Annotated in this window: 24 protein-coding genes; 16 read left to right on the forward strand and 8 right to left on the reverse strand. The window is 62.1% G+C overall.

The annotated features are described in order from the left end of the window. Positions 1-123: 123 nt before the first annotated feature. From EOA19_RS18820 to hflX, 5 genes are all read left to right on the forward strand, one after another. Positions 124-2409 (forward strand): PAS domain-containing sensor histidine kinase, encoded by a 2286-nt coding sequence (locus EOA19_RS18820; protein ID WP_023812027.1) that lies wholly within the window; start codon positions 124-126, stop codon positions 2407-2409. After that, positions 2399-3760 carry a sigma-54 dependent transcriptional regulator gene (locus tag EOA19_RS18825; protein ID WP_023812026.1) on the forward strand — a complete coding sequence of 454 codons (1362 nt, stop codon included), beginning with the start codon at positions 2399-2401 and terminating at the stop codon, positions 3758-3760. Before EOA19_RS18820 ends, EOA19_RS18825 begins: the two co-directional genes overlap by 11 nt. Positions 3761-3859: 99 nt before the next feature. Next, entirely contained in the window at positions 3860-4723 is an 864-nt protein-coding gene (locus tag EOA19_RS18830; protein ID WP_128304455.1) for a D-amino-acid transaminase, read from the forward strand. 145 nt (positions 4724-4868) lie between these two features. Beyond that, the gene (hfq, locus tag EOA19_RS18835) at positions 4869-5114 is read left to right on the forward strand and encodes an RNA chaperone Hfq (RefSeq protein WP_006202172.1); all 246 of its coding nucleotides are present in this window, start codon (positions 4869-4871) and stop codon (positions 5112-5114) included. After that, a complete protein-coding gene (gene hflX / locus EOA19_RS18840) occupies positions 5115-6506 on the forward strand; it encodes a GTPase HflX (protein ID WP_128304456.1) in 1392 nt (463 codons plus the stop codon). A gap of 6 nt (positions 6507-6512) precedes the next feature. On the opposite strand, the gene mazG is transcribed toward hflX, so the two are convergent. The 7 genes from mazG to cyoA all read right to left on the reverse strand — a co-directional run bounded on the left by mazG (position 6513) and on the right by cyoA (position 13931). After that, complete coding sequence (mazG, locus tag EOA19_RS18845; RefSeq protein WP_128304457.1) at positions 6513-7337, reverse strand: nucleoside triphosphate pyrophosphohydrolase; 825 nt, start codon at positions 7335-7337, stop codon at positions 6513-6515. Positions 7338-7477: 140 nt separating this feature from the next. Next, positions 7478-8662 (reverse strand): amino acid aminotransferase, encoded by a 1185-nt coding sequence (locus EOA19_RS18850; protein WP_023812022.1) that lies wholly within the window; start codon positions 8660-8662, stop codon positions 7478-7480. A 258-nt stretch (positions 8663-8920) separates the two neighbouring features. After that, a complete protein-coding gene (locus tag EOA19_RS18855) occupies positions 8921-9628 on the reverse strand; it encodes an SURF1 family protein (protein WP_031213493.1) in 708 nt (235 codons plus the stop codon). 96 nt (positions 9629-9724) lie between these two features. Further along, on the reverse strand, positions 9725-10105 hold the full coding sequence (cyoD, locus tag EOA19_RS18860) for a cytochrome o ubiquinol oxidase subunit IV (protein ID WP_128304458.1): 381 nt from the start codon (positions 10103-10105) through the stop codon (positions 9725-9727). Then, positions 10102-10728, reverse strand: coding sequence for a cytochrome o ubiquinol oxidase subunit III (gene cyoC, locus EOA19_RS18865; RefSeq protein ID WP_023812019.1), 627 nt, complete (start codon positions 10726-10728; stop codon positions 10102-10104). The genes cyoD and cyoC overlap by 4 nt, the downstream gene beginning before the upstream one ends. A 5-nt stretch (positions 10729-10733) precedes the next feature. Then, positions 10734-12746: a cytochrome o ubiquinol oxidase subunit I gene (gene cyoB, locus EOA19_RS18870; RefSeq protein WP_128304459.1), complete on the reverse strand. Its 2013-nt coding sequence runs from the start codon at positions 12744-12746 to the stop codon at positions 10734-10736. Positions 12747-12761: 15 nt separating this feature from the next. Then, positions 12762-13931 carry a ubiquinol oxidase subunit II gene (gene cyoA / locus EOA19_RS18875; protein WP_128304460.1) on the reverse strand — a complete coding sequence of 390 codons (1170 nt, stop codon included), beginning with the start codon at positions 13929-13931 and terminating at the stop codon, positions 12762-12764. 184 nt (positions 13932-14115) lie between these two features. Between cyoA and EOA19_RS18880 the strand changes: the two genes are divergently transcribed. From EOA19_RS18880 to EOA19_RS18920, 9 genes are all read left to right on the forward strand, one after another. Then, complete coding sequence (locus tag EOA19_RS18880) at positions 14116-15411, forward strand: MFS transporter (protein WP_164780145.1); 1296 nt, start codon at positions 14116-14118, stop codon at positions 15409-15411. After that, the gene (locus tag EOA19_RS18885) at positions 15408-16730 is read left to right on the forward strand and encodes an ATP-binding protein (protein ID WP_081734886.1); all 1323 of its coding nucleotides are present in this window, start codon (positions 15408-15410) and stop codon (positions 16728-16730) included. The genes EOA19_RS18880 and EOA19_RS18885 overlap by 4 nt, the downstream gene beginning before the upstream one ends. Beyond that, positions 16720-17253, forward strand: coding sequence for a response regulator transcription factor (locus tag EOA19_RS18890; protein WP_023812014.1), 534 nt, complete (start codon positions 16720-16722; stop codon positions 17251-17253). Before EOA19_RS18885 ends, EOA19_RS18890 begins: the two co-directional genes overlap by 11 nt. A gap of 251 nt (positions 17254-17504) precedes the next feature. Further along, positions 17505-18020 carry a sigma-70 family RNA polymerase sigma factor gene (locus EOA19_RS18895; RefSeq protein WP_245273246.1) on the forward strand — a complete coding sequence of 172 codons (516 nt, stop codon included), beginning with the start codon at positions 17505-17507 and terminating at the stop codon, positions 18018-18020. After that, positions 18017-18808 (forward strand): anti-sigma factor, encoded by a 792-nt coding sequence (locus EOA19_RS18900; protein ID WP_128304461.1) that lies wholly within the window; start codon positions 18017-18019, stop codon positions 18806-18808. Before EOA19_RS18895 ends, EOA19_RS18900 begins: the two co-directional genes overlap by 4 nt. Before the next feature lie 23 nt (positions 18809-18831). Then, positions 18832-19548 (forward strand): Bax inhibitor-1/YccA family protein, encoded by a 717-nt coding sequence (locus EOA19_RS18905; RefSeq protein WP_023812012.1) that lies wholly within the window; start codon positions 18832-18834, stop codon positions 19546-19548. A 175-nt stretch (positions 19549-19723) separates the two neighbouring features. After that, positions 19724-20596, forward strand: coding sequence for an aldose 1-epimerase family protein (locus EOA19_RS18910; RefSeq protein WP_023812011.1), 873 nt, complete (start codon positions 19724-19726; stop codon positions 20594-20596). 40 nt (positions 20597-20636) lie between these two features. Next, complete coding sequence (locus tag EOA19_RS18915) at positions 20637-21299, forward strand: glutathione S-transferase family protein (protein WP_023812010.1); 663 nt, start codon at positions 20637-20639, stop codon at positions 21297-21299. Between the two features lie 64 nt (positions 21300-21363). Next, a complete protein-coding gene (locus tag EOA19_RS18920; protein WP_023812009.1) occupies positions 21364-22020 on the forward strand; it encodes a DUF1629 domain-containing protein in 657 nt (218 codons plus the stop codon). A gap of 2 nt (positions 22021-22022) precedes the next feature. On the opposite strand, the gene EOA19_RS18925 is transcribed toward EOA19_RS18920, so the two are convergent. Next, positions 22023-22934, reverse strand: a complete 912-nt coding sequence (locus tag EOA19_RS18925; RefSeq protein WP_128304462.1) for an agmatinase — start codon at positions 22932-22934, stop codon at positions 22023-22025. Positions 22935-23300: 366 nt separating this feature from the next. Between EOA19_RS18925 and EOA19_RS18930 the strand changes: the two genes are divergently transcribed. Together EOA19_RS18930 and EOA19_RS18935 are read left to right on the forward strand one after the other, a co-directional pair. Continuing rightward, positions 23301-24110, forward strand: a complete 810-nt coding sequence (locus tag EOA19_RS18930) for a nucleotidyltransferase family protein (RefSeq protein ID WP_023812007.1) — start codon at positions 23301-23303, stop codon at positions 24108-24110. After that, entirely contained in the window at positions 24103-24852 is a 750-nt protein-coding gene (locus EOA19_RS18935) for a metallophosphoesterase (RefSeq protein WP_023812006.1), read from the forward strand. Before EOA19_RS18930 ends, EOA19_RS18935 begins: the two co-directional genes overlap by 8 nt. The last annotated feature ends 17 nt before the right edge of the window (positions 24853-24869 follow it).

Genomic DNA, 24869 nt, shown 5'->3' on the forward strand with positions numbered 1-24869 from the left:
ATCTGAGCCCGCGCTCTTTTCAGGGGATCGGCTCGCGAAAGATTTCCGTCTCGGTCACACTTGTTGCATAATCGCCACAATGCGTTGCATACATCCGACGCAATCATGGCTCTAGACGGCGACATGGCTCCGCAGGCACCGACAACAAACCAACCGCTTTTCAGTGAACCCGGCGCTCGTGACGGGCGCCGGCTGCTTGCGCTGCCAGGCGTGATCGCGGTCGTCGGCGCGCTGATGACGGCGGCGATCTCGTTCGCCATCCTCGTTGGCGCCACGCCGATCACACCGAACGAGTCGACTACGCTGGCGTTGATTGCCCTCAACACGGCTTTCGTCCTGTTTCTTATCGCGCTGGTCGGGCGTGAGGTGCACCGCATCCTGATGGCGCGCCGGCATGGCAAGGCCGCTTCGCGGCTGCATGTGCGCATTGTCGCCATGTTCGCCCTGGTTGCCGCCATTCCCGCCATCATGGTGGCCATCATCGCGTCGATCACGCTCGACATCGGCCTCGACCGCTGGTTCGAGATCCGCACCAAGACGATCGTCAATTCATCGCTGTCGATCGCCGACGCCTATGTCCAGGAAAATGCCCGCAACCTCCAGGGCACGACGCTGTCCATGGCCTATGATCTCGATGCGTCGCGCACGCTCTACGGCCTTGATCGTACCGGCTTTCTCGACCTGATGAACAAGGAAGCCGTGGGCCGTTCGCTGGCCCATGCGGCGCTGATCAAGCCGGACGGCTCTTTCGTCATGAGCGCCAAGACCGATACGGATTTCGCCATGCCCGAGCCGCCGGAAGGCGCGGTGGCCAGCGCTACCGACGGCAAGCCGGTGCTGATCGAACCGAAAACGCGCAACATCATGGGTGCCATCGTCAAGCTGCGGGAGATCGAAGGACTCTACCTCTACACCATTCGGCTCGTCGACCCCGAAGTGATCAAGGCAAGGCAGATCGTCAGGTCCAACACCGACGAATATCGGGGGCTGGAAGATAACCGCCGTACCTCTCAGGTGGCCTTCGCGCTGCCCTATCTGTCGTTGACGCTCATCATTATCCTGTCCGCGATCTGGACCGGCATTGCGGTCGCCGACCGTCTGGTGCGGCCCATTCGCCAGCTCATCGGCGCCGCCGACGAGGTCGCGACCGGCAATCTCGACGTCGCGGTTCCCGTCAGGCCTTCGGACGGCGATGTCGCGTCGCTCGGCGATACGTTCAACAAGATGCTTCTCGAACTGAAATCGCAGCGCAATGAGATCCTGTCCGCCAAGGACCTGATCGACGAACGGCGCCGCTTCTCGGAAGCCGTGCTTGCCGGCGTTACCGCTGGCGTCATCGGCGTCGATCCCTACGGCATCGTCACCATCGTCAACCGCTCGGCCGAGGCGATGCTGGCGATTTCGGCCAGCGCAGCCCTTGGGCAGAATCTTTCCGCCGTGCTGCCGCATGTCGGCCGCGTCTTCGAGATCGGCCGCAAGTCCGGCAAACCCGTCTATCGCGAGCAGGTGACCTTTTACCGCGCCGGTGCCGAGCGGACCTTCAACGTGCAGATCACCATCGAGGCCGGCGACGACGGCTCGGAGGAAAAATCCTATGTGGTGACGGTCGACGACATCACCGACCTGGTTCAGGCGCAGCGCTCGTCGGCCTGGGCGGACGTGGCGCGGCGTATCGCCCACGAGATCAAGAACCCGCTGACGCCGATCCAGCTCTCGGCCGAACGCATCAAGCGCCGTTACGGCAAGGTGATTACCGAGGACCGCGAGGTTTTCGACCAATGCACCGACACCATCATCCGTCAGGTTGAGGATATCGGCCGTATGGTCGACGAATTCTCGGCGTTCGCGCGCATGCCAAAGCCCGAGATGAAGGCGATAGATCTGCGCGAATCGCTGCGTGAGGCCTCGTTCCTGGTCGAGGTCAGCCGCGCCGACATCACTTTCGAGCGGATCTTTGGCACCGAGCCGCTCAAGGGCACGTTCGACAGCCGCCTGATGGCGCAGGCTTTCGGCAATGTGATCAAGAACGCCGCCGAGGCAATCGACGGATTGGAACAGAAGGATGGTTCGCACGGCATAATCCGGATTCAAGCCGGGCGCCAGAATGGTGCGATTCGAATCGACGTCATCGACAATGGCAAAGGCCTGCCGCGCGAGAATCGCCAACGGCTGCTCGAGCCCTACATGACCACACGCGAGAAGGGCACCGGACTTGGCCTCGCTATCGTCAAGAAGATCGTGGAGGACCATGGCGGCAGGCTGGAACTACACGATGCTCCAGCGGACTTCCACGATGGGCGCGGCGCGATGATCAGCATCATCCTGCCGCCTGCGGCCGCAACGGCTCCGCGCGGCGAAAGCAGGGCGGAAAACGAAAGAGAAACTGAAAAGGTCGGTAATGGCGTCTGATATTCTCATCGTCGATGACGAGGAAGACATCCGTGAGCTCGTCGCGGGCATACTGAGCGACGAAGGTCACGAAACCCGCACGGCATTCGATGCTGACAGCGCGCTCGCTGCTATAGCTGATCGCGCGCCGCGGCTGATTTTCCTCGATATCTGGCTGCAGGGCTCGCGCCTGGACGGGCTGGCGCTGCTCGACGAGATCAAGACCATGCATCCGACCTTGCCGGTGGTGATGATTTCCGGCCACGGCAACATCGAAACGGCGGTCTCCGCCATCCGCCGCGGCGCCTATGACTTCATCGAAAAACCGTTCAAGGCCGACAGGCTGATCCTTATTGCCGAGCGTGCGCTGGAGACCTCGAAATTGCGGCGCGAGGTTTCCGACCTCAAGCTGCGCAGCGGCGAAACCTTCGATCTGATCGGCATGTCGTCGGCGATGAGCCAGTTGCGCCAGACCATCGAACGCGTAGCGCCGACCAACAGCCGCGTGATGATCATCGGACCGTCTGGCTCGGGCAAGGAACTGGCCGCGCGCGCCATCCACACGCTGTCGGCGCGCAAGAGCGCACCTTTCGTGACGCTGAGCGCCGCCAACATCACGCCCGAGCGCATGGAGATCGAGCTGTTCGGCACCGAATCGAATGGCGTCGAGCGCAAGGTCGGGGCGCTGGAGGAGGCCCATCGCGGTATCCTCTACATCGACGAGGTGGCCGACATGCCGCGCGAGACGCAGAACAAGATCCTGCGCGTGCTGGTCGAGCAGCAGTTCGAGCGGGTAGGGGGAACCAAGCGGGTCAAGGTCGATGTCCGCATCATCTCCTCGACCTCGCAGAACCTCGAAGCGATGATTGCCGACGGGCGTTTTCGCGAGGATCTTTACCATCGCCTCGCGGTGGTTCCGGTCATCGTGCCGGGATTGGCCGAGCGGCGCGAGGATATTCCCTACCTCGTCGATAATTTCATGAAGCAGATCGCCCGCCAGGCCGGCATCAAGCCGCGCCGCATCGGCGACGACGCGCTGGCCGTGCTGCAGGCGCACAACTGGCCGGGCAACGTTCGCCAGCTGCGCAACAATGTCGAGCGCCTGATGATCCTTGCGCGCGGCGACGACGTCGATGCGCCGATCACCGCCGACCTGTTGCCGGCCGAGATCGGCGATGTCATGCCGCGCACGCCGAATCAATCCGACCAGCACATCATGGCGCTGCCGTTGCGCGAAGCGCGTGAGCAGTTCGAGAAGGATTACCTGATCGCCCAGATCAACCGGTTCGGCGGCAACATCTCGAAGACCGCCGAGTTCATCGGCATGGAGCGCTCCGCTCTGCATCGCAAGCTGAAGTCGCTGGGCGTCTGAGCGCGACATATCCAGCCGCCGCGCCCGGGCCGAGCATTTGCCGGTTACGGCGGCGGTGGAATCGCATAAGAAAGCCCCGAGAATATCTAGAGGTTGCCCATGCCGCGCATTGCCTATGTCAACGGGCGCTATGTCACGCACGCCGATGCCGCCGTCCATATCGAGGACCGTGGCTATCAGTTCGCCGACGGTGTCTATGAGGTCTGCGAGGTGGCGCGTGGTTTCATCGTCGACATGCCGCGCCATCTGTCCCGGCTGAACCGCTCGCTGACCGAATTGTCGATCGCCTGGCCGGTCACCTCCCGCGTGCTGCCACTCATTCTGCGCGAGGTGGTCAATCGCAACCAGGTCGCCAATGGCCTGGTCTACGTGCAGGTGACGCGCGGCGTGGCCAGCCGCGACTTCGCCTTCCCTTCCGCCGACACGAAGCCGGCCCTGGTAGTCACCGCCAGGAAGGCCGACCCAGCGGCTGGAGCGAAGCGAGCCGAGACCGGCATCGCGGTCATCACCGTGCCGGAGAACCGCTGGGACCGCGTCGACATCAAGACCGTCGGGCTGCTGCCCAATGTATTGGCCAAGCAGAAGGCCAAGGAAGCCGGTGCGCAGGAAGCCTGGTTCGTCGACGATGAAGGCAACGTAAAAGAAGGCGGCTCGTCCAATGCCTGGATCGTCACCCGGGACGGCGTCCTGGTCACCAGGCCGGCCGAGCACGGCATCTTGCGCGGCATCACCCGCACGACCATGTTCGAAGTGGCGGCCAAGCTTGGCCTGAAGATCGAGGAGCGCGGCTTTTCCGTCGCCGAGGCCAAGGCGGCACGCGAGGCGTTCATCAGCTCCGCAACGACAATCGCCATGCCGGTGGTGGCCATCGACGGCGATACGGTCGCCAATGGGCACCCCGGCTCAATAACACTTTCGTTGCGGCAGGCCTTTTTTGACATTGCGGAAAAAAGTCCAGCCTGATAACCGCACAGGTGGAATGAACATCAATATATCTCGTTCTGCTTGTCGTTACTGACGACAAGACGGTGTTTGCGAGCTTGACATGCGCCCGTTAATTTGGCGCATTGGCTTGCAAACCGAAGGGGATCGGCGAAAGACAAGAACAATGGCGGAACGATCGCAAAACCTTCAGGACCTGTTCCTGAATTCAGTTCGCAAGAGCAAGAACCCGCTCACCATCTTCCTCATCAACGGCGTGAAGCTGACCGGCGTGGTCACTTCGTTCGACAATTTCTGTGTCCTGCTGCGCCGCGACGGTCACTCCCAGCTCGTCTACAAGCACGCCATTTCCACGATCATGCCGAGCCAGCCGGTTCAGATGTTCGATGGTGAGGAAAGCCAGGGCGCCTGATTGGCACGTGAGAAAGACGCGGACGCCACCGTTCGCGGAAAACCAACACATCATCCCGGGACGGAAGCCAAGGGCCCGACCCGGGCTGTTGTCATTGTGCCCGTCCTTACCCGCCACCAGCGCAACGACGACGAGACCAACCGTCCTCGGTTGATGCGTTCGGCTGATGCTCGTCATGACGAGGCAGTTGGCCTTGCCCGCGCCATCAACCTCGACCTGGTCCACACTGCGGTGGTTACCATCAACGATCCGCGCCCGGCGACGTTGCTCGGCAGCGGCAAGGTCGCCGAATTCGCCGAAATCGTCAAAGAGGGACACGCGGAGGTGGTCGTCGTCGACCATCCGCTGACCCCGGTGCAGCAACGCAATCTGGAGAAGGAGCTGAACGCCAAGGTGCTGGACCGCACCGGGCTGATCCTCGAGATTTTCGGCGAGCGCGCGCGCACCAAGGAAGGCACGCTGCAGGTCGAGCTCGCCCATCTCAATTACCAGAAGGGCCGTCTCGTGCGCAGTTGGACCCATTTGGAGCGCCAGCGCGGTGGCGCCGGCTTCCTCGGGGGGCCCGGCGAAACACAGATCGAATCCGACCGGCGGCAGTTGCAGGAAAAGATCATCAAGCTGAAGCAGGAGCTGGAAACGGTGCGGCGCACGCGCGACTTGCACCGCGCCAAGCGCAGGAAGGTGCCGTTCCCGGTGGTGGCGATCGTCGGCTACACCAATGCCGGCAAGTCGACGCTGTTCAACCGGCTGACCGGGGCGGATGTGCTGGCGCAGGACATGCTGTTCGCCACGCTCGATCCGACGCTGCGCCGCGTGCGCCTGCCACATGGCACGCCGATCATCCTATCTGACACTGTGGGTTTCATCTCGGATCTGCCGACGCATCTGATCGCGGCTTTCCGCGCAACCCTGGAAGAGGTGGTCGAGGCCGATCTCGTGCTTCATCTGCGCGACATTTCCGATCCGGACACTGCGGCACAAGCGGAAGATGTCGAGCGCATCCTGGCCGACCTCGGTGTCGACGCCGGCGACGCCAAGCGCGTGATCGAAGTGTGGAACAAGATCGACCGGCTCGACGAGGGCAACCGGACCCGGCTGCTTGCAGACGGCGCCAATGCCAGCAACGCGCCGCCGATTGCGGTGTCGGCTGTCACCGGCGAGGGCATCGATGCGCTGAAGGCAATCATCGAAACGCGGATGGCGGGCGAGCTCGAAGACCTGACGGTGACGATCGAGCCGGCACAGTTCGGCCTTGTCGACTGGCTTTACCGCAATGGCGATGTCGTTTCGCGAAGCGACAATGATGACGGCAGCGCCACCATCTCGCTCAAGGCCACGCAAAGCGCCCGCGAAGAGATCGAAAGCAGATTGCGTCGTAAAAACAACGGCTAATGTAACTTACTTCGCGGTCTTTGCTTCCTGCCAGAGCGCTTCCATCTCGGCCAGATCAGCCTTGTCCAGCGTGTTGCCGGCTTTTCCCAGTGCCTGTTCGACATAATGGAAACGCGAGCGGAATTTTTCGTTGGTGCCGCTCAGCGCTGCTTCGGAATCGAGCTTGAGATGACGGCCGAGATTGACGACGGCAAACAGCATGTCGCCGAACTCGTCTTTGATCGAGGCGGTGTCGCCTTTGGCCAGTGCCTCGCGCAACTCGCCGATCTCTTCCTCGATCTTGTCGAGGATGGGCGCTGCCTCGCTCCAGTCGAAGCCGACGCGGGCGGCTTTCTCCTGAAGTTTCAGTGCCCGGGTCAGCGCGGGCAGGGCGACCGGCACGCTGTCCAAAAACCCCTTGCCGTTGTCTTCGGGATCGAGACCGCGGGCGAGGCGAGCGCTTCGCTTCTCAGCCTTCTCTTCGGCCTTGATCTTTTCCCACATGCCCTTGGCCATGCCGGCGCTACGGGCTTCTTCGTCGCCGAAGACATGCGGATGGCGTCGGATCATCTTGGTGGTGATGGCTTGCACCACGTCAGAGAAGGCGAATTCACCGGCTTCCTCGGCCATTTGCGCGTGGTAGACGACCTGCAGCAGAAGATCGCCGAGCTCGTCGCGCAGATCGTCGAGGTCGCCGCGCGCGATGGCGTCCGCCACCTCATAGGCTTCCTCGATCGTATAGGGCGCAATGGTCGAGAAATCCTGTTCGATGTCCCAGGGGCAGCCAGTCTTCGGCGCCCGCAGCGCCGCCATGATCTCGATCAGGCGCGAAATGTCTTTCGATGGCGTCATCTAGAGCTATTCCAGGAAAAGTGTGGAACGGTTTTCTGTCCGGAATTGCGTCAAAACAGTCTATCGGATGCTATCCCGCGACCGGCCGCGCGGCCAACGCTGTCAGTCGGCGCGGGAGCCTTGTCCACAGATGAGCCGCGTCAATCAAGAACCGAAACGATCGCCTTGGCGAGTTCGTCCATGCCGTCCTCGGGTAGGCCGGCGACATTGATGCGGCTGTCGCCGACCATGTAGATGCCGTGCTCGGCGCGCAACCGCTCGACCTGCGCTTCGGTGAGGCCAAGGCGAGAAAACATGCCGCGATGGCTGGCGACGAAATCGAAACGGTCGGAATTGGACTGCCGGCGCAGCGCCTCGGCGAACTGGACCCGAAGCCTGAGCATGCGCAGCCGCATCTCTTCGAGCTCGGCTTCCCAGTCGGCGCGCAAGGCGGTGTCTTCGAGCACGATGCGCACCGCGGCCGCACCATGGTCCGGCGGCATCGAATACATGGCGCGCGCCGCCGACAGCATCTGGCTCATCGCCACGTCCGCCTGTGCGCCGTCCCTGGCCAGGATCATCGCCGCGCCGACGCGGTCGCGGTAGACGGCGAAATTCTTCGAGCAGCTTGAGGCGACGACCATTTCCGGAACCTTCGCGGCCAGCAGGCGCAAGCCGAGGGCATCGGCCTCAAGGCCATCGCCAAAGCCCTGATAGGCGATGTCGACAAACGGCAGCAGCTCGCGCTCGACGACCAGATCGGTAACGGCTGCCCACTGTGCCGCATCCAGATTGGCGCCGGTCGGGTTGTGGCAGCAGCCATGCAGCAACACGACGTCGCCGCTCTTTGCCGTCCGCAACGCGGCCAGCATGTCGTCGAAACGAACGGCGCCCGAGGCCGCATCGAAATAGGGATATTCACGGATCTGCAGGCCGGCGGCGCGCATCACCGGCATGTGGTTCGGCCAGGTCGGATCCGATAGCCAGATGGTTGCATCCGAGCGCGTCCGCTTCAGCAGTTCCGCCACCAGCCGCAGCGCGCCGGAACCGCCGGGCGCCTGTGCGGCGCGGATGCGCGTCATGTCGGCGCCTGGACCGAAGGCGAGCTTGGCCATCACTGTGTTGAAGCCGGTATCGCCGGCAAGGCCGAGATAGGTCTTGGTGTCCTGACCCTCCAATAGCCGCTTTTCGGCTTCGCGCACGGCGCGCATGACCGGCGTCTTGCCGTCGCGATCCTTGTAGACGCCGACGCCGAGGTCGACCTTGTCGGGGCGCGGATCGGCGCGATAAAGGCCGATCAGGGCCAGGATCTTGTCGGCGGGGGCGGGCTGCAGGGCTTCAAACATCGATACGGCTCCAATGGCGGCGGAGTGATACGCAAATCGGTCACGTTTCGCCAGCGGTTTTAGCTGGGTGATCCAGCCCTAGACGGGGGTGCCGGGAAGCCTGCTCTGCACGCTCCTGTGATGTGGACGGGGTTTGATGCGGAACCCATTGATGCGCGTGGGAAAATGACCAGCCGGCATTAACAGCGCCACCACGCCATCGTCCGCGTCGGCATGAGCGCTTCTGTGCGCAAATTTCGGCTTTGCCACGGCCAGTGGTCAGCCCCCACCGTGCCTGTCTTTCACAGCCTGCCGCAACAGATAGGCGACCGCGCTCAGCACCATCAAGGCCAGCCCGAACCATGTCAGGGCATAGGCCAGATGGTTGTTGTGGAACGAAACCACCGTCAAGCCGCCGACCGGCCACCCTCCCGGATTGGGCGTGGCATCGGCATCGATGAAATAAGGAGCGACCTGCCCGAGGCCTTGCGTCGTGGCGATCGCCTGCACATCGCGCGAATACCAGCGGTTGGCGGCCGGATCGTTGGTACGCAGGAAGCCGCCTTTCGGTTCGCTGATGCGCAGCAGGCCGTGAATTCCGGTGTGATCGCCCGAGGGCTTGCCTGCGAGGCGGGTTGCCGGATCGCGCTTGTCCGTCGGCACGAAGCCCCTGTTCACCAGAATCGTGAAGCCATCATCCGCTCGGAACGGCGCCATTACCCAGAAGCCACCGCCGAGATCGGTGACCGCCTGGACCAGGGTCTCGCGATCACCGAGAAACCGGCCTGGAACGACGAGGCGGCGATACTCGTCATCCCTGGCGTTGATCGCTGGCCAGGCCGAAGGCGCCGGGGCGGCCACAGGTACTGCCTTGAGACGCTGGTCGACACGCTCGATCAGGTCGAGTTTCCAGACGCGGCGCTCCAGCTGCCAGACACCAAGCGCCGAAAGGCCGGTGATGCCGATGGCCCCGCAAAGGCAAAGCACCAACAGCGTCCATGGTGAACGCGTAACCCTTTGGCCGTCGCCTGTATTCGAATGCGGTGTCGTCCGTGCCTGTTCGTCCAAAGCCAGGTCCCTCTCTCAGGGTATCTGACTCATGTCATGGCCGGGCATCATGTTGACGTTCAGATGGTACATGACCCAGAGTGAGCCCGTCAGCGCGATCACCACCAGGATGAGGGTGAAGATCAGGGCCATCATGGTCCAGCCGTTCTCCGACCTGGTGTTCATATGCAGAAAGAACACCATGTGGACGATGATTTGCACGACGGCGAAGGCCATGATGGCAATCGCCGACGCCATCTGATTGCCGAGCGCGTTGGTCATGACCAGCCAGAAGGGAATGGCGGTCAGCACGACCGACAGGCCGAAGCCTGTCAGATAGCCGCGCAGCGAGCCGTGATCGACGCCGTGATGCGCGTGGCTCTGGTCGCTGGTGTCTGTGTGGTGGCCGGCGCTCATCGCAACATTCCCATCAGATAAACGAAAGTGAAGACGCCGATCCAGATGACGTCGAGGAAGTGCCAGAACATGCTCAGGCACATCAGGCGCCGCTGGTTCGCGGCGATCAGCCCGTGCCTGGAGACCTGCACCATCAGCACCACCAGCCAGATCAGGCCGAAGGTGACGTGCAGGCCGTGCGTTCCGACCAGCGTGAAGAACGACGACAGGAAGCCGCTGCGCTGCGGCGTCGCCCCCTCGTGGATGAAATGGGCGAATTCGTAGAGTTCGATGCTGAGAAAGGCGAGGCCGAACAGGCCAGTGATCACCAGCCACACCTGCATGGGTTTCACCCGTCCCTTCGCCATCTCCAGCATCGCGAAGCCGTAAGTGATGGAGGACAGGAGCAGCATGGTGGTGTTCAGCGCGACCAGCGGAAGATCGAACAGGTCCTTCGGCGCGGGTCCGGCCGCGTAATTGCCACCGAGCACGCCGTAGACCGCGAACAGCATCGCGAAGATGAGGCAGTCGCTCATCAGATAGATCCAGAAGCCGAGCATGGTGCTGCTGCCGCTCTCGGCATGGCCGTGGTCGTCTTCCAGGTGGAAGACCGTGTCGTCGATCACCGTGTCGGCGTGTGCCATGGTGCTTATCCCGCCTGGCTGGTGGCTGCGAGCAGGCGTGTCCGCTCGTCCTCGACGCGGGTGACGTCACTGGACGGAATGTGGAAGTCCCGGTCGTAGTTGAAAGTATGCGCGATGGCGTAGCCGATCAGGGCGACGAAGCTGACGATCGCCAGCCACCAAATGTACCAGATGAGCGCCATGGCAAGCACCACGCTCAACCCGGCCAGGACGACGCCGGCTCCGGTGTTGCGCGGCATGTGGATGTCGCGGAAGCCCGTCAACGGACGCTGGTAGCCGCGATTCTTCATGTCCGTCCAGGCGTCGAGATCGTGGACGACCGGCGTGAAGGCGAAATTGTAGGCCGGCGGCGGCGAGGACGTCGCCCATTCGAGCGTACGCCCGTCCCACGGATCGCCGGTATCGTCGCGAAGCTGCTCGCGCCGGCGCACGCTGACGAAGATCTGGATGAGGAAGGACAGGATGCCAAGCAGGGCCAGGAAGGCGCCGAAGGCGGCGATGATGAACCAGATCTGCAGCGAGGGATCCTCAAAGGTGCGCAGCCGGCGCGTTACGCCCATCAAGCCGAGGATGTAGAGCGGCATGAAGGCGAACCAGAAGCCGACCACCCAGAACCAGAACGACATCTTTCCCCAGAACGGATCAAGCCGGAATCCGAATGCCTTGGGGAACCAGTAGCTGATGCCGGCAAACAGGCCGAACAGCACGCCGCCGATGATGACGTTGTGGAAATGCGCGACCAGGAACAGGCTGTTGTGGAGCACGAAGTCGGCTGGCGGAACCGCGAGCAGCACGCCGGTCATGCCGCCGACCACGAAGGTCAGCATGAAGGCGACCGTCCACATCATCGGCAGTTCGAAGCGGATGCGGCCGCGGTACATGGTGAACAGCCAGTTGAATATCTTGGCGCCTGTCGGGATCGAAATGATCATCGTTGTGATGCCGAAGAACGAGTTGACGCTCGCTCCCGATCCCATGGTGAAGAAGTGATGCAGCCAGACCAGGTAGGACAGGATGGTGATGACGATGGTTGCATAGACCATCGATGTGTAGCCGAAGAGCCGCTTGCCGCAGAAGGCCGAGGTCACTTCGGAAAATATGCCGAAGGCCGGCAGGATCAGGATGTAGACCTCGGGGTGGCCCCAGATCCAGATCAGGTTCACGTACATCATCGGATTGCCGCCGAAGTCGTTCGTGAAGAAGTTGGTGCCGACATAACGGTCGAGAGCCAGCAGGGCCAGCACCGCCGTCAGCACCGGGAAGGCGGCGACGATGAGCACATTGGTGCAGAGCGCGGTCCAGGTGAAGATCGGCATTCTCATCATGGTCATGCCTGGCGCGCGCATCTTGACGATGGTGCAGACCAGGTTCACGCCCGACAGCAGCGTGCCGACGCCCGCCACTTGCAGGGCCCAGATATAATAATCGACACCGACATCGGGACTGTAGCCGATACCCGACAGCGGCGGATAGGCAAGCCAGCCGGTGCGGGCAAATTCGCCGACGAACAGCGACATCATGACGATGACCGCGCCGCCGACCGTCATCCAGAAGCTGAAATTGTTGAGGAACGGAAACGACACGTCGCGCGCGCCGATCTGCAGCGGGACGACGAAATTCATCAGGCCCGTCACCAGCGGCATCGCCACGAAGAAGATCATGATCACGCCGTGCGCGGTGAAGATCTGGTCGTAGTGATGCGAATTGAGGTAGCCTTCCGAACCGCCGAAGGCCATCGCCTGCTGGAGCCGCATCATGATGGCGTCGCTGAAGCCGCGCAGCAGCATGACGATGCCGAGCACCATGTACATCACACCGATGCGCTTGTGGTCGACGCTGGTGAACCATTCGCGCCACAGATAGCCCCAGAGCTTGAAATAGGTCAGCGCGCCGACGAGGGCGATGCCGCCCAGCGCGACGACTACGAAGGTCGCGACCACGATGGGTTCGTGCAGCGGCAGCGACTCGAGCGTGAGCCGGCCGAAGATCGCCTTGAGAAGAGCAGGATTGTCGAACATGTCTTGCGTGGCGCCTCAGGAGTTGAAGGGCGACCGAAGCGTGCCGGTTGCGGAAGGTGACGGCAGTCGGATCGACAGGGGCGGTGGCCGTTGCAGACCAGCGCCGACTATCGGCGTCGAGGTCATCGGCGTGGCGGATTGATCAGCCTTCGAAGCGGCCAGTGCTTCTTCGGTCGTGCATATGCTGGCGACATAGGATGGGGCAGGGCCGAATATCGTGCCGCGCCGGGCGAACTTGTCATACAGCAGCGGCAGGGTGTTGCGGATGCCGGCCATTCCCAGACCGCCCTTGGCATCGATCTGCGACATCTCGCTCATGCACATCTTGCCGGGCTCGACGCACATGTTGAGGATCGCCTTGTAGAGATGGGCATCCACCGCCGCATAATGGCGCACGGGTTGGTTCTCGCTGGGCTGTTCGAGCTCCAGATAGCCGTTTCGGTCGAGTTTGCCGCCGCCGTCCTTTGCCTTCGCGATCCATGCCTGGAAACCGGCATCGTCTAGGCCGTGGAACGCGAAGCGCATTCCCGAGAAGCCGGCGCCGCTGTAGTTGGCGGAGAACCCTTCATAGTCGCCGGACTTGTTTATGACGGCGTGCAGCCTGGTTTCCATACCCGGCATCGCATAGATCTGGCCGGCCAGTGCTGGAATGTAGAAGGAGTTCATCACCGATGCGGAGGTGATGCGAAAGCTGATCGGCCGGTCGACCGGCGCAGCCAGTTCGTTGACCATGGCGACGCCGTACTCCGGATAGATGAACAGCCATTTCCAGTCGAGCGCGACGACTTCGACCTCAAGCGGGCGCACGTCCGGCGGCAGCGGCTTGCCGGCCGATACACGTCCGATCGGCCGATAGGGGTCGAGCAGATGCGTCCCCATCCACGTCACCGCGCCCAGGCAGATGATGATCAGAAGCGGCACAGCCCAAATGACGAGCTCGAGATGGGTCGAGTGGTCCCAATCCGGCTCGTAGCGCGCCTCGCGGTTGGACTGGCGGTATCGCCAGGCAAAGAATATGGTGAGAGCCATCACCGGTATGATGACGATCAGCATCAGTGCCGTGGACACCATCAGCAGGTCGCGCTGCTGCGCGGCGACGTCGCCGGCAGGGTTCATGACGACCATGCTGCAGGAGCCGAGCGATGCCAGCAGGGGCAGCAGGAAAAGGGTACGGAGACGGCTCAATGTATGACCTGTCGGTTGTTCCCCCCAGTGCTAGCCGCACCGCGGCAATGAAGGCATTGGACAATTTGTCCAATGCCTCAATGACGCGGCAGGCGTCATCAAAGCATCTGGCCCGCGCACATGGCAAGCGATCGTATGACACCGCGGCGGGGCGACGGAGAATGCTGTGAGCCCAACTTCGAAGATGGAAGCCGACGCAAGACGGATCAACGCGCGGCATCATGAGGTGAAGCCCGGCGAAATCGCCGTTGGCGTCATCATCGGCAGGACGTCGGAATTCTTCGACTTCTTCGTCTACGCGATCGCTTCCGTCATCGTTTTTCCGAAGCTCGTATTTCCTTATGCCGACCCGTTGACCGGCACGCTCTACTCCTTCGCCATCTTCGCGCTTGCCTTCATCGCGCGGCCGATCGGGACGGCGATCTTCACCGCGCTCGACCGCGCCTACGGACGCAGCGCCAAACTCACCATCGCGCTGTTCCTGCTGGGGACCTCGACCGTGTCGATCGCCTTCGTGCCCGGCTACGACCAGATCGGCCCGGCTTCGGCCTGGCTGCTGGCCATGTTCCGGATCGGTCAGGGACTGGCGCTGGGCGGGACATGGGATGGACTTGCCTCGCTGCTGGCGTTGAATGCGCCCGAAAAGCGCCGCGGCTGGTATGCGATGATCCCGCAGCTGGGCGCACCACTCGGGCTCATCGTTGCCAGCGCCCTGTTTGCATATTTCGTCGGCAACCTGTCGGCCGAAGACTTCTTCAGCTGGGGTTGGCGCTACCCGTTCTTCGTCGCCTTCGCCATCAATGTCGTCGCCCTGTTCGCACGGCTGCGCATCGTGGTGACGCCGGAATACACCAAACTGTTCGAAGGCCAGGAACTGGAGCCGACTTCCGTCCGCGAGACATTGCGCGCCGAAGGGCGCACTGTCGTGCTCGGCGCCTTCGCGCCGCTGGCGAGCTTCGCCCTGTTCCACATGGTGACGGTGTTTCCTCTGTCCTGGATTTTCCTGTTCACGCGCGAGGGACCGGCCCGGTTCCTGGTCATCGAGACGATCGGAGCCTTCTTCGGCCTGGCGGCAATCGCGATCTCGGGCTTCGTCGCCGACCGGGTTGGGCGCTGGCCCTTGCTAGGAGGCTCGGCGGTGGCCATCGCCGTTTTCAGCGGTTTCGCGCCACAGCTGCTCGATGGCGGCTTCGTCGGAGAGTCCGTCTTCATGGTATTGGGCTTCGTCCTGCTCGGCCTGTCGTTCGGCCAGTCTTCAGGAGCACTCGCCTCGAACTTTTCAAAGACCTACCGCTATACAGGTGCTGCGCTGACCTCGGACCTCGCCTGGCTGTTCGGCGCCGGCTTCGCCCCCATAGTCGCCCTGTTCCTGTCCGCCCATTTCGGGCTGATCTCGTCAGGCGCCTATCTGTTGTCGGGAGCGCTGTGCACGTTGCTGGCGCTGAGGCTCAACCAGCGCCTGGATCGGACGCCCGCTTGAGTGACCTGCTTGGCCAGGGCTGGGGACCTCCCGGCCCAATGACTCTGCACGACAAGACCAACAAACAGAATTTCCTGCTTCTGATCCAACTGCGCTGGATCGCGGTCGGTGGTCAGATCGTGACGATCCTGTTCGTCCGCTACGCGCTTGGCATCGGCCTGCCGCTGGTGCCGATGGCGGTGGTGATCCTGCTGCTGATCGCTCTCAATGTCGCCAGCCTGCGCCGGCACAGCAGCCAGGACGCGATCACCAACACCGAGCTGTTTCTTGGGCTGCTGCTCGACGTCACCGCGTTGACGGTCCAGCTTTACCTGAGCGGCGGCGCGTCCAATCCCTTCATTTCGCTTTACCTGCTCCAGGTCATCCTGGGCGCGGTGCTGCTGGAGACATGGTCGGTCTGGGCCCTTGTTCTCATTGCAAGCACGTGCTTCATCGCGCTGACCACTTTCTACCGTGAGATCAGCCTGCCCGCCGCACACGGTGCCGGGCTGTTCAGCTTGCACATCCAAGGCATGTTCATCTGTTTCGTCCTGGCGGCAACGCTTCTGGTGCTGTTCATCACCAGGGTCCAGAACAACATTCGCACCCGCGACGCCCATCTTGCGGATTTGCGCCAGCAGTCGGCGGAGGAGGCTCACATCGTCAGGATGGGCCTGCTCGCCTCTGGCGCCGCGCATGAGCTCGGCACGCCGCTGGCCACGCTTTCGGTCATCCTCAACGACTGGCAGCGCATGCCGGCTCTCGAGGCCGATCCGGATCTGGCGCAGGAAATCCGGGAGATGCAGGGCCAGTTGGACCGTTGCAAGAAGATCGTTTCGGGAATCCTGATGTCGTCGGGCGAATTGCGCGGCGAAGGCACGGTTCGCACCTCCGTCGACACCTTCCTGGCGGAGCTGGTGGCCGAATGGAAATCGACACGGCTGCCGCAAGGTTTCGAATACACCAGGCGTTTCGGCGCCAACCAGGAGATCGTCTCCGATCCTGCGCTCAAACAGGTGATGTTCAATGTACTGGACAACGCACTTGAAGCGTCGCCTCTATGGGTCGGGTTGATCGTCAGCCGCCACGCGGACGATCTTATCGTCGAAGTTGTCGACGCGGGACCGGGATTTGAAGAAGCCATGCTTGCTGAATTCGGCAAGCCCTATACGTCGACCAAAAACCGGCCAGGTAGCGGGCTCGGCCTGTTTCTGGTCGTCAATGTCATCCGCAAGCTGGGGGGTAGCGTCACCGTAAGAAATAGAACCGAGGGGGGAGCTTCGGTTACGTTGCATCTGCCGCTGGCTGCTCTGTCTCCGCGAGGGCACAATGCCGACTAAACGCACGCTGTTGATCGTCGAGGACGACATCGCCTTTGCCAACGCACTGCGCCGGTCTTTCGAACGGCGTGACTACGAAACGCATAGCTGCCGGAGCGTCGACGGCGTGCATGCGCTGATCGGCACCGTTGCCTTCCAATATGCCGTCGTCGATCTCAAGCTTGCCAGCGGCTCGGGCCTGGAATGCGTCAGGGCGCTGCACGAGCACGATCCTGAAATGCGGATCGTCGTGTTGACCGGCTTTGCAAGCATCGCCACCGCTGTCGAGGCGATCAAGCTCGGCGCCTGCCAGTATCTTGCCAAGCCCGCCAACACCGACGACATTGAAGCCGCTTTCGGCCAGGTCGAGGGCAATGCTTCGGTGCCGCTCGCCGAGCGACCAACCTCGATAAAGAACCTCGAATGGGAGCGCATCCACGAAATGCTGGTGGAGGCCGACTTCAACATTTCCGAGACAGCACGACGGTTGGGCATGCACCGCCGGACGCTGGCGAGGAAGCTGGAGAAGAGGCGTGTGAAGTAGGCACGATCTACTGCATTCCAGTCGCCACATTGGGCCCACTGCCGCCATGCCTGCCGTCGATGCACCGATGGAAATCACCCGCACAACGATTCCGGGAGCTTGTATTTCTCGGCTTCATCATGCGGTTCCAGGGATAGCCGCTCGATGCTGCGAGGCGAGGGTAGAGGCGAACGATGTCCTCAAAGGGAAAAAATTGGCAGGGCAGGGATTAAAATCCCCACATGCTCCGTAAACAGGACATGAAACCGTCGATGCCACGCTTTGACATCCTAGGACAGCTCGGTTCGCTGCGTCGCTATGCGCGCTCGCTGACGCGCGACAGCACCGACGCCGAGGATCTTGTCCATGACGCGCTGGTGCGCGCCTATGAGCGGCGCAGCACGTTCCGCTCCGGCGGAAACCTGCGCGCGTGGCTGCTGTCGATCGTCCACAACACCTTCATCGACAAGATGCGGTCCCGCAAGTCCGAAGCGTCGCGCGTCGAACAGGCTGGATACCTGGCCGACGGCAGCACGCCGGCACCACAGGAACATTCGGTGCGCCTAGCGCAGGTGCGCGAGGCTTTTTTCAGCCTGCCGGAAGAACAGCGTTCAGCGCTGCACCTCGTCGCCATCGAAGGCCTCTCTTATCAACAGGCCGCCGATGCCAGCGGCGTGCCGCTCGGCACGCTGATGTCACGCATCGGCAGGGCGCGCGCCGCACTGCGCGAGATGGAGGAGCCGGCGAAGGCAAAAAACCATCTCAGGATCGTTGGAGGCCCGTCATGACCGCAACTGTCGATCCCGTGACCGATATCGACCTCGACGCCTATGTCGACGATCAGGTCGACGTCACCCGCCGCATCGAGGTCGAAGCATTCTTGTCCGCTCGCCCGGAGGCGGCGGCGCGCGTGATGTCGGATCTCAGGACCCGCGATGAACTGCGCGTGGCGCTTGCCGGTTCCGCAGGTTTGGCCGGCTCCAAAGGCATGGCGCGGTCCGCGACCGCCGATGCCGCGCGGCGGCTGGAGAGGGGGCTTGCCCGCGGCCGGCTCTTCGGCGTGTTGCAGCGCGCGGCGGCGGTCGCCGGCTTCGTCGCCGCCGGCTGGCTGGCAAACGGCATCATCGGGCCGATGTCGGTGACCAAGGTCGTCGCCTCGCCGCAGCCGCCCGCCTATGTCGACGAGGCGGTGCAGGCCCACAGGACGACGCTGGTGCGCGAGAGCATGCCATCGCAGCCGGAAGCGCCCAATTACAACGCCGGCGAAATCCGCGCCGCCACTGCGATCGTCATGCCGTCGCTGCCGACGGATTGGAGGGTGCGCGACGTGCAGATCTATCCGTCGCGCTTTGGGCCGAGCGTCGAGATGGCGGTCGAGACGAAAGACATGGGGCTGGTGTCGCTGTTTGCGATCCGGCCCGGAACCTTCGACGTCGTCAAGCCGACGATAGCGCCCTCGGGCGACATTTCGTCGGCCTATTTCCAGATCGGCGATGTCGCCTATGCGGTGGTCGGACGAAGCGAGGTTCACGACCTCGACCGCGCCGCCGAGACGCTTGCCAAGACGCTTTACTGATCGATCCACAAAGGAGAACGCAAATGAACACCCCCAATCTGGGATATCGCGTCGGCGCCGGCGCGCAAACCGGAGCCATCTTCGACGAGGGCCTGCGCCAGCATATGCTGCGCGTCTACAACTACATGGGCGTCGGCCTTGTGGTCACCGGCCTCGTCGCCTTCATGATCTCATCGACGCCGGCGCTCTACGTGCCGATCTTCTCCAGCCCGCTGAAATGGGTGGTGATGCTGGCGCCGCTCGCCTTCGTCATGTTGTTCTCGTTCAAAATGCAGACCATGTCGGCGGCGAGTGCCCAGGCGATGTTCTGGGCCTTCTGCGCGGTCATGGGCCTGTCGCTCGCCTCCGTGTTCCTGGTCTTCACCGGAACCAGCATCGCGCGCACCTTCTTCATCGCCGCCACCATGTTCGGCGCCACCAGTCTCTACGGCTACACGACAAAGCGCGACCTGACCCAGTTCTCGTCGTTCCTGATCATGGGCCTGATCGGCGTTGTGATCGCCAGCATCGTCAACATCTTCCTCGGCTCGACCGCGCTGCAGTTCGCCATCTCGGTGATCGGCATCGCCGTGTTCATCGGCCTGACCGCCTGGGATACGCAGACGATCAAAGAACAGTATGCCGAGAATTTCGACGCGGAATCGCGCCAGAAACTTGCCGTCTTCGGCGCCTTCTCGCTCTATCTGAACTTCATCAACATCTTCCAGCTGCTGCTGAATTTTACCGGCGAACGCGAATAACGACTATTCGCTGTGGGCAAGAGCGAGGGTTATTGCTCTTGATGCGGAGAGGTGGCCGGAGGGAGATCCTCCGGCCACAATTCGTTCCTGCAGAACCAGGCTACACCTTGAGTCCCCAAGAGCTTTTGCTAGTCTGCCGACCGCGCCGGCCTTCAACAACGACCCGCGAGGAAATGTGGCACAGGACAGCCAAACGCTTCATGGCGACGGCATCTCGGCGACCATCGTCGCGCAGGGTGCCGAACTGATTTCGCTGCAAGACGCGCACGGATTTGAATTCCTGTGGCAGGCGGGGCCAGAATGGCGGCGGCACTCGCCGGTGCTGTTCCCGATCGTGGGGCGGCTGGCGGGCGATCATCTGCGCCATCGCGGCCGGACCTATCCAATGACGCAGCACGGGTTTGGGCGCGACAAGCCGTTTGCCTGGACGCAGAAGGGGGCGAGATCCTGCACGCTGGTGCTCACTGACGACGCCGACACCTGGGCGCGCTATCCGTTCGCCTTTCGGCTTGAAGTGACCTATACGCTGGTCCGCCAGCAGCTTGATGTGACTTTCGACATCGCCAACACCGGTGATGAGCTCCTGCCGGCATCGATCGGGGCGCACCCGGCATTCAATTGGCCCTTGCAGCCGGATTTGGCCAAGGCGGATTACCGGCTGATCTTTGCCGATGATGAGCCGGCGCCGATCCGCCGTCTTAAGGACGGACTGCTGCTGAAAACGCCACAGCCGACGCCTGTCGAAGGCAACATACTCCCGCTCTCTGAGCGGTTGTTCGACGAGGACGCGGTGATCATGGACCAGATCGCCAGCTCCAGCGTGCGTTATGCCGCTGAGCGTGGCCCGGCTCTGGAGATGTCCTGGCAAGGGGTTCGGGAGTTGGGCGTCTGGTCAAAGCCGGGCGGCGCGCCATTCCTTTGCATCGAACCTTGGCACGGCCTTGCAAGCCCGGTGGATTTCGATGGTGATTTTGTCGACAAACCAGGTCTGATGCTGGTCGCGCCGGGGGCAAAGCGCGTGATGAGCTATCAGACACGGCTGCTATGACGTTCCTGATCGGCAGATCCAGTCACGCCGGGAGTGCCCTATGAAGCTGTATTTCAGCCGCAATCCCAACCCTCGATTGGCGGTCGCGGCGGCACTCCATCTCGACGCGAAAGTCGAATTTGAATTCGCCTCGCCCTTCGCTCCGGGGCAGGCGGAGAAATATCGGCCGTTAAATCCCAATCTCTCACTGCCCATCCTTGTGGATGATGAGGGAAAGAGCCTCTGGGAGGCAGACGCCATAGCCTGCAGGCTCTCGCGCGACGCGCATTCGGATTTCTGGCGCACCGGCGATGACGAACCCGAGATGATCCGTTGGCTCAGCTGGGGCAAGGAGCACTTCGCACTCGCTTGCGACACGGTGCATTTCGAACGTGGGACCAAACAGCGGTACGGCATCGGCCCGATCGATCAGAAGCGGGTGGAGGAGGGCCTAAACCAATTCCATACGGCCGCGGCAATACTCGACGCCGTGCTTGCCGAGCGGCAGTGGCTGGTCGGGAATTCGGTTTCCTATGCCGATTTTCGAATGGCGACCTTTCTGCCGTTCAACGATGCCGCCAGATTGCCGCTCGACGATTATTCCTCTGTCAGCCGCTGGTACCGTCGGCTTGAAGACATCGACGCCTGGCGTGACCCTTTCAAGGGGATGGATGCACCCGAATTGCTGCCGGTGCCGCAAACGGCTGTCGCGGACCAGCGGTGAGAACGCGCGCGAAGAGCCGCGCAGCAGGCCGAGTCTACCAAGGCAATGATGTGCGGGGGATCGGATGAATATCTATGTCCTGAGTGTGGTCGAAGGACAGGAATGGGTCCTTCCTCGACAGGCGGACGACTACCAGCTGTTTTCGACGCTCTGCGGCCGGAAGCAGACACAATGGCATCCGCCCGGGATGGAGATCCTGTGCGAACACGACGACGGTACGCTCCGGCAATATTCAGATTTTCCATGGCTTGGCGAGCATGCGCTCATCCTGCGGGCGAGGGCGTTGAAGTTGCTTCGGCCAACCCTCGAACCGTACGGTGAATTCCTGCCGCTTCGTGCTGACAAGCCAATATCGCTCTTCAATGTCACCACCGTGATCGATGCGCTGGACGAGGAACGTTCAAAGATCGTTCGCTTTGACGATGGCGGCATAATGGTGATCGAAAGCCTCGTCCTTCGAGCGGACGCAATCGGCGGTGCCGAGATATTCAAGCTGCCCGAGCGTGCCGATGGGGTGCGAATATCCGATATCTATCTGCAGGAGACGATCGTACGCCGGATCGGGGAGCTTGGGCTCAAGGGCATTGCTTTCAACTTGGTCTGGAGCGACGAGCCGGTCGGACAAGGCAGGATCGAGTACCCAGGTGTGGAAAAGGGCATTTCAGCCGCAAGCTTGCTCACGAGCTTTTGGGCCGGTCTGCGGCGAAAAGCGGGGTTTTGATATCAAACCTGCCGGACGACGGTGCCGACCACATTGACGAGAAGGCGCGCGGCGGTCAGCGCTGACAGGCCGTCGATGTCGGCCGGAGGATAGAACTCGACAAGGTCGAACCCTGCGATCCGGGTCCGTCTGCCGAGGCCGGCGATCAGGTCGATCACCTGCATGTAGGTGAGGCCGCCGGGTGTACGCGCCGCCACGCCCGGCATGATGCTTGGATCGAGGCTGTCGCAGTCGAGGGTGACGACAACCCGCGCGCCTTCCGGAATATGCCGGAGCGCGGCTTCGACGCCCTGAGCGTGAACCTCGCGGGCGGTCACGAAGCGGCTGCCATAGCGCCGTGCCGCTTCGATCTCGGTGATGCGTGCGCTGCCGACGCTGCGCAGGCCGACTTGCACCATGCCTGCGACATGCGGCATCTCGCTCGCCCTGCGCATCGGGCTCGAATAGCCGTGGCGCTCGCCATACACCTCGTCGCGCCAGTCGATATGAGCGTCGATCTGCAGGACCCAGACCGGCCCGTGCTCCGCAAAGCCGGCGAGGAAGGGAATGGTCATGGAACAGTCGCCACCGATCAGGATCGGCACGGCCGGCAATGCCAGGATCTCGCACGTTTTTGCCTCGATCCTGCCCCGGTTTCCGGCGTTGTCATGCATGGTGGTCAAGATATCGCCGAAGTCGATGCAAGAGGCCGGCTTGCCGTCGAACAGCGGGCCGCCGAGATCGAAATCCCAGTGCTCGACGAGCGCGGCATCGTCCTGGCTCGCAGTTCGGATGGCATCCGCCGCCAAGGCATGGCCGCGGCTGTCCTTGCCGGGATAAGTGCTGCCGTGACCGGCTCCGAAGATCACTGCGCGGGGCATGTGGCCATCTGTCAGGCGATCGGGAAAGCCGAGAAAGAGAGGCGAGGGTGTCATGGCTTGATGGATCCTGATGATGGCTTAGCGCACGCCAATCGGTTGTGTCTAAGTCAAGCGCCTCGGCTTCAGCTTTGTGGGCCGATTGGGTAAGCCCAATAAACTCTAAAACAATCGAGATCGATCACCCACCTGGTGTTTCAAATTTGGGCCAATGGGACATTGGCGGTGGCATGGGCCGATCTCGAGGCGACATTGCGCTGCCGACGAGGACGTTGGCGGTTTGGATCGGCAGGCGCGATCCCGAAATTTCCAGTGCGTGACGAGAATGAACCTTGGCTGGTCGCCTGGTAGCGGAACCAGGCGAGGTTCACGTTGTTACCACAGCGGGCGACTACCGGTTGCCGGATTCGGAGTCATCGTTTCATGACCAATGGTCCATTGCCTGAAAACGTTCTGGTCTCGCTTCCCAAGATCGATGCAAAAGCGGCGCCGACGCTCAAAAATGCCGAGGCGGAGGTATTTTACACGGAAGCAATCCGCGAGCTTACCGCCACCGACATACCCTTTCTGGTCGCCGGGACTTACGCGGTAAGCGCTTATACGGGTGTCACCCGCCAGACCAAGGACCTCGATATTTTCTGCAAGGCAGGCGATTACGCGCGGATCCTCGCCCATTTCAAGCAGCTTGGATATGCCGTCGAAATCGAGGATGACCGGTGGCTCGGCAAGGTGTTCAAGGGCACGCATTTCTTCGACGTCATATTCGGCTCGGCCAACGGCACGGTGCCTGTTGGCGACCTGTGGCTGGAACACGCCCGCCAAACAGAGCTGTTGGGCAGCAGGGTGCGGATCATCGGCCCGACCGAACTCATCTGGTCCAAATGCTTTATCCAGGACAGAGGGCGACACGATGGCGCCGATATCGCTCATACGATTCTCAAGGCGGGCGATCAGATCGATTGGCACCGGCTGCTTTCTTATCTGGAGGTTCATTGGGAGGTTCTGTTGATGCAGCTTATCAATTTCAGATGGATCTATCCGAGCGAGCGCGATCATATCCCGGCGTGGCTGCTCGATGAATTGCTCGACCGCCTCGCCAAGCAACGGCAGTTGCCGTCTCCAAGGATGAAGATCTGCCGTGGGCGGCTGCTTTCGCAAACCGATTACGAAATCGACGTCAAGGAATGGGGCTTCGCCGGCGTCGGTGGTGTGGGAGAATTCCGTGATGGCTGATCCCGTCAAGAGCAGCGGGCCCAAGGACGGCGCACGCGCGCTCAAAGTTGCCGCGGTCGGGGATCTCCATGTGCGGGAAGATGCGCAAACCTCGTATCGAAACCTCTTCGGCGAAATTTCGAGCGAAGCGGACATTCTCGTTCTCACGGGAGATCTGACCAATCTCGGCAAGCCTCGTGAAGCGGAGATGCTGGCCGAGGATCTGCGCAACTGCTCGATCCCGGTCGTGGCGGTGCTCGGCAATCATGACTACGAGTCTGGTGCGGTGGAAGACGTCACGAACATCCTGCGCCAGGCGCATGTTCATCTCCTCGACGGGCAGGCAGTCGAAATCGAAGAGGTGGGTTTTGTCGGCGTGAAGGGATTCATAGGCGGCTTCGGGTCACGCATGCTCGGCTCATTCGGTGAACCGGCCATCAAGACGATGGTCGCCGAAAGCGTGAACGAGGCAATGCGACTTGAAAACGCGATGCGCCAGGTGCGGGCGAAGCGCACGCTGGTGATCCTCCACTATGCGCCGATTGCCGACACAGTCGCGGGAGAACCGCCGGAGATATTTCCATTTTTGGGCTCTTCACGCCTGGCGGAGACGATCGATCGATTCCAGGTTAGTGCTGTCGTGCACGGTCATGCACATCGCGGTTCTTACGAAGGTCAAACGCCTGGCGGAGCCAAGGTCTACAACGTCGCCATGCATGTGACCAAGCCAAGCGGCCGCCCCTACGCCTTGCTCGAAATCTGACGCCAGCGGCATGCGCC

The organism is Mesorhizobium sp. M7A.F.Ca.US.010.02.1.1, assembly GCF_004023085.1.
Taxonomy (GTDB): Bacteria; Pseudomonadota; Alphaproteobacteria; order Rhizobiales; family Rhizobiaceae; genus Mesorhizobium.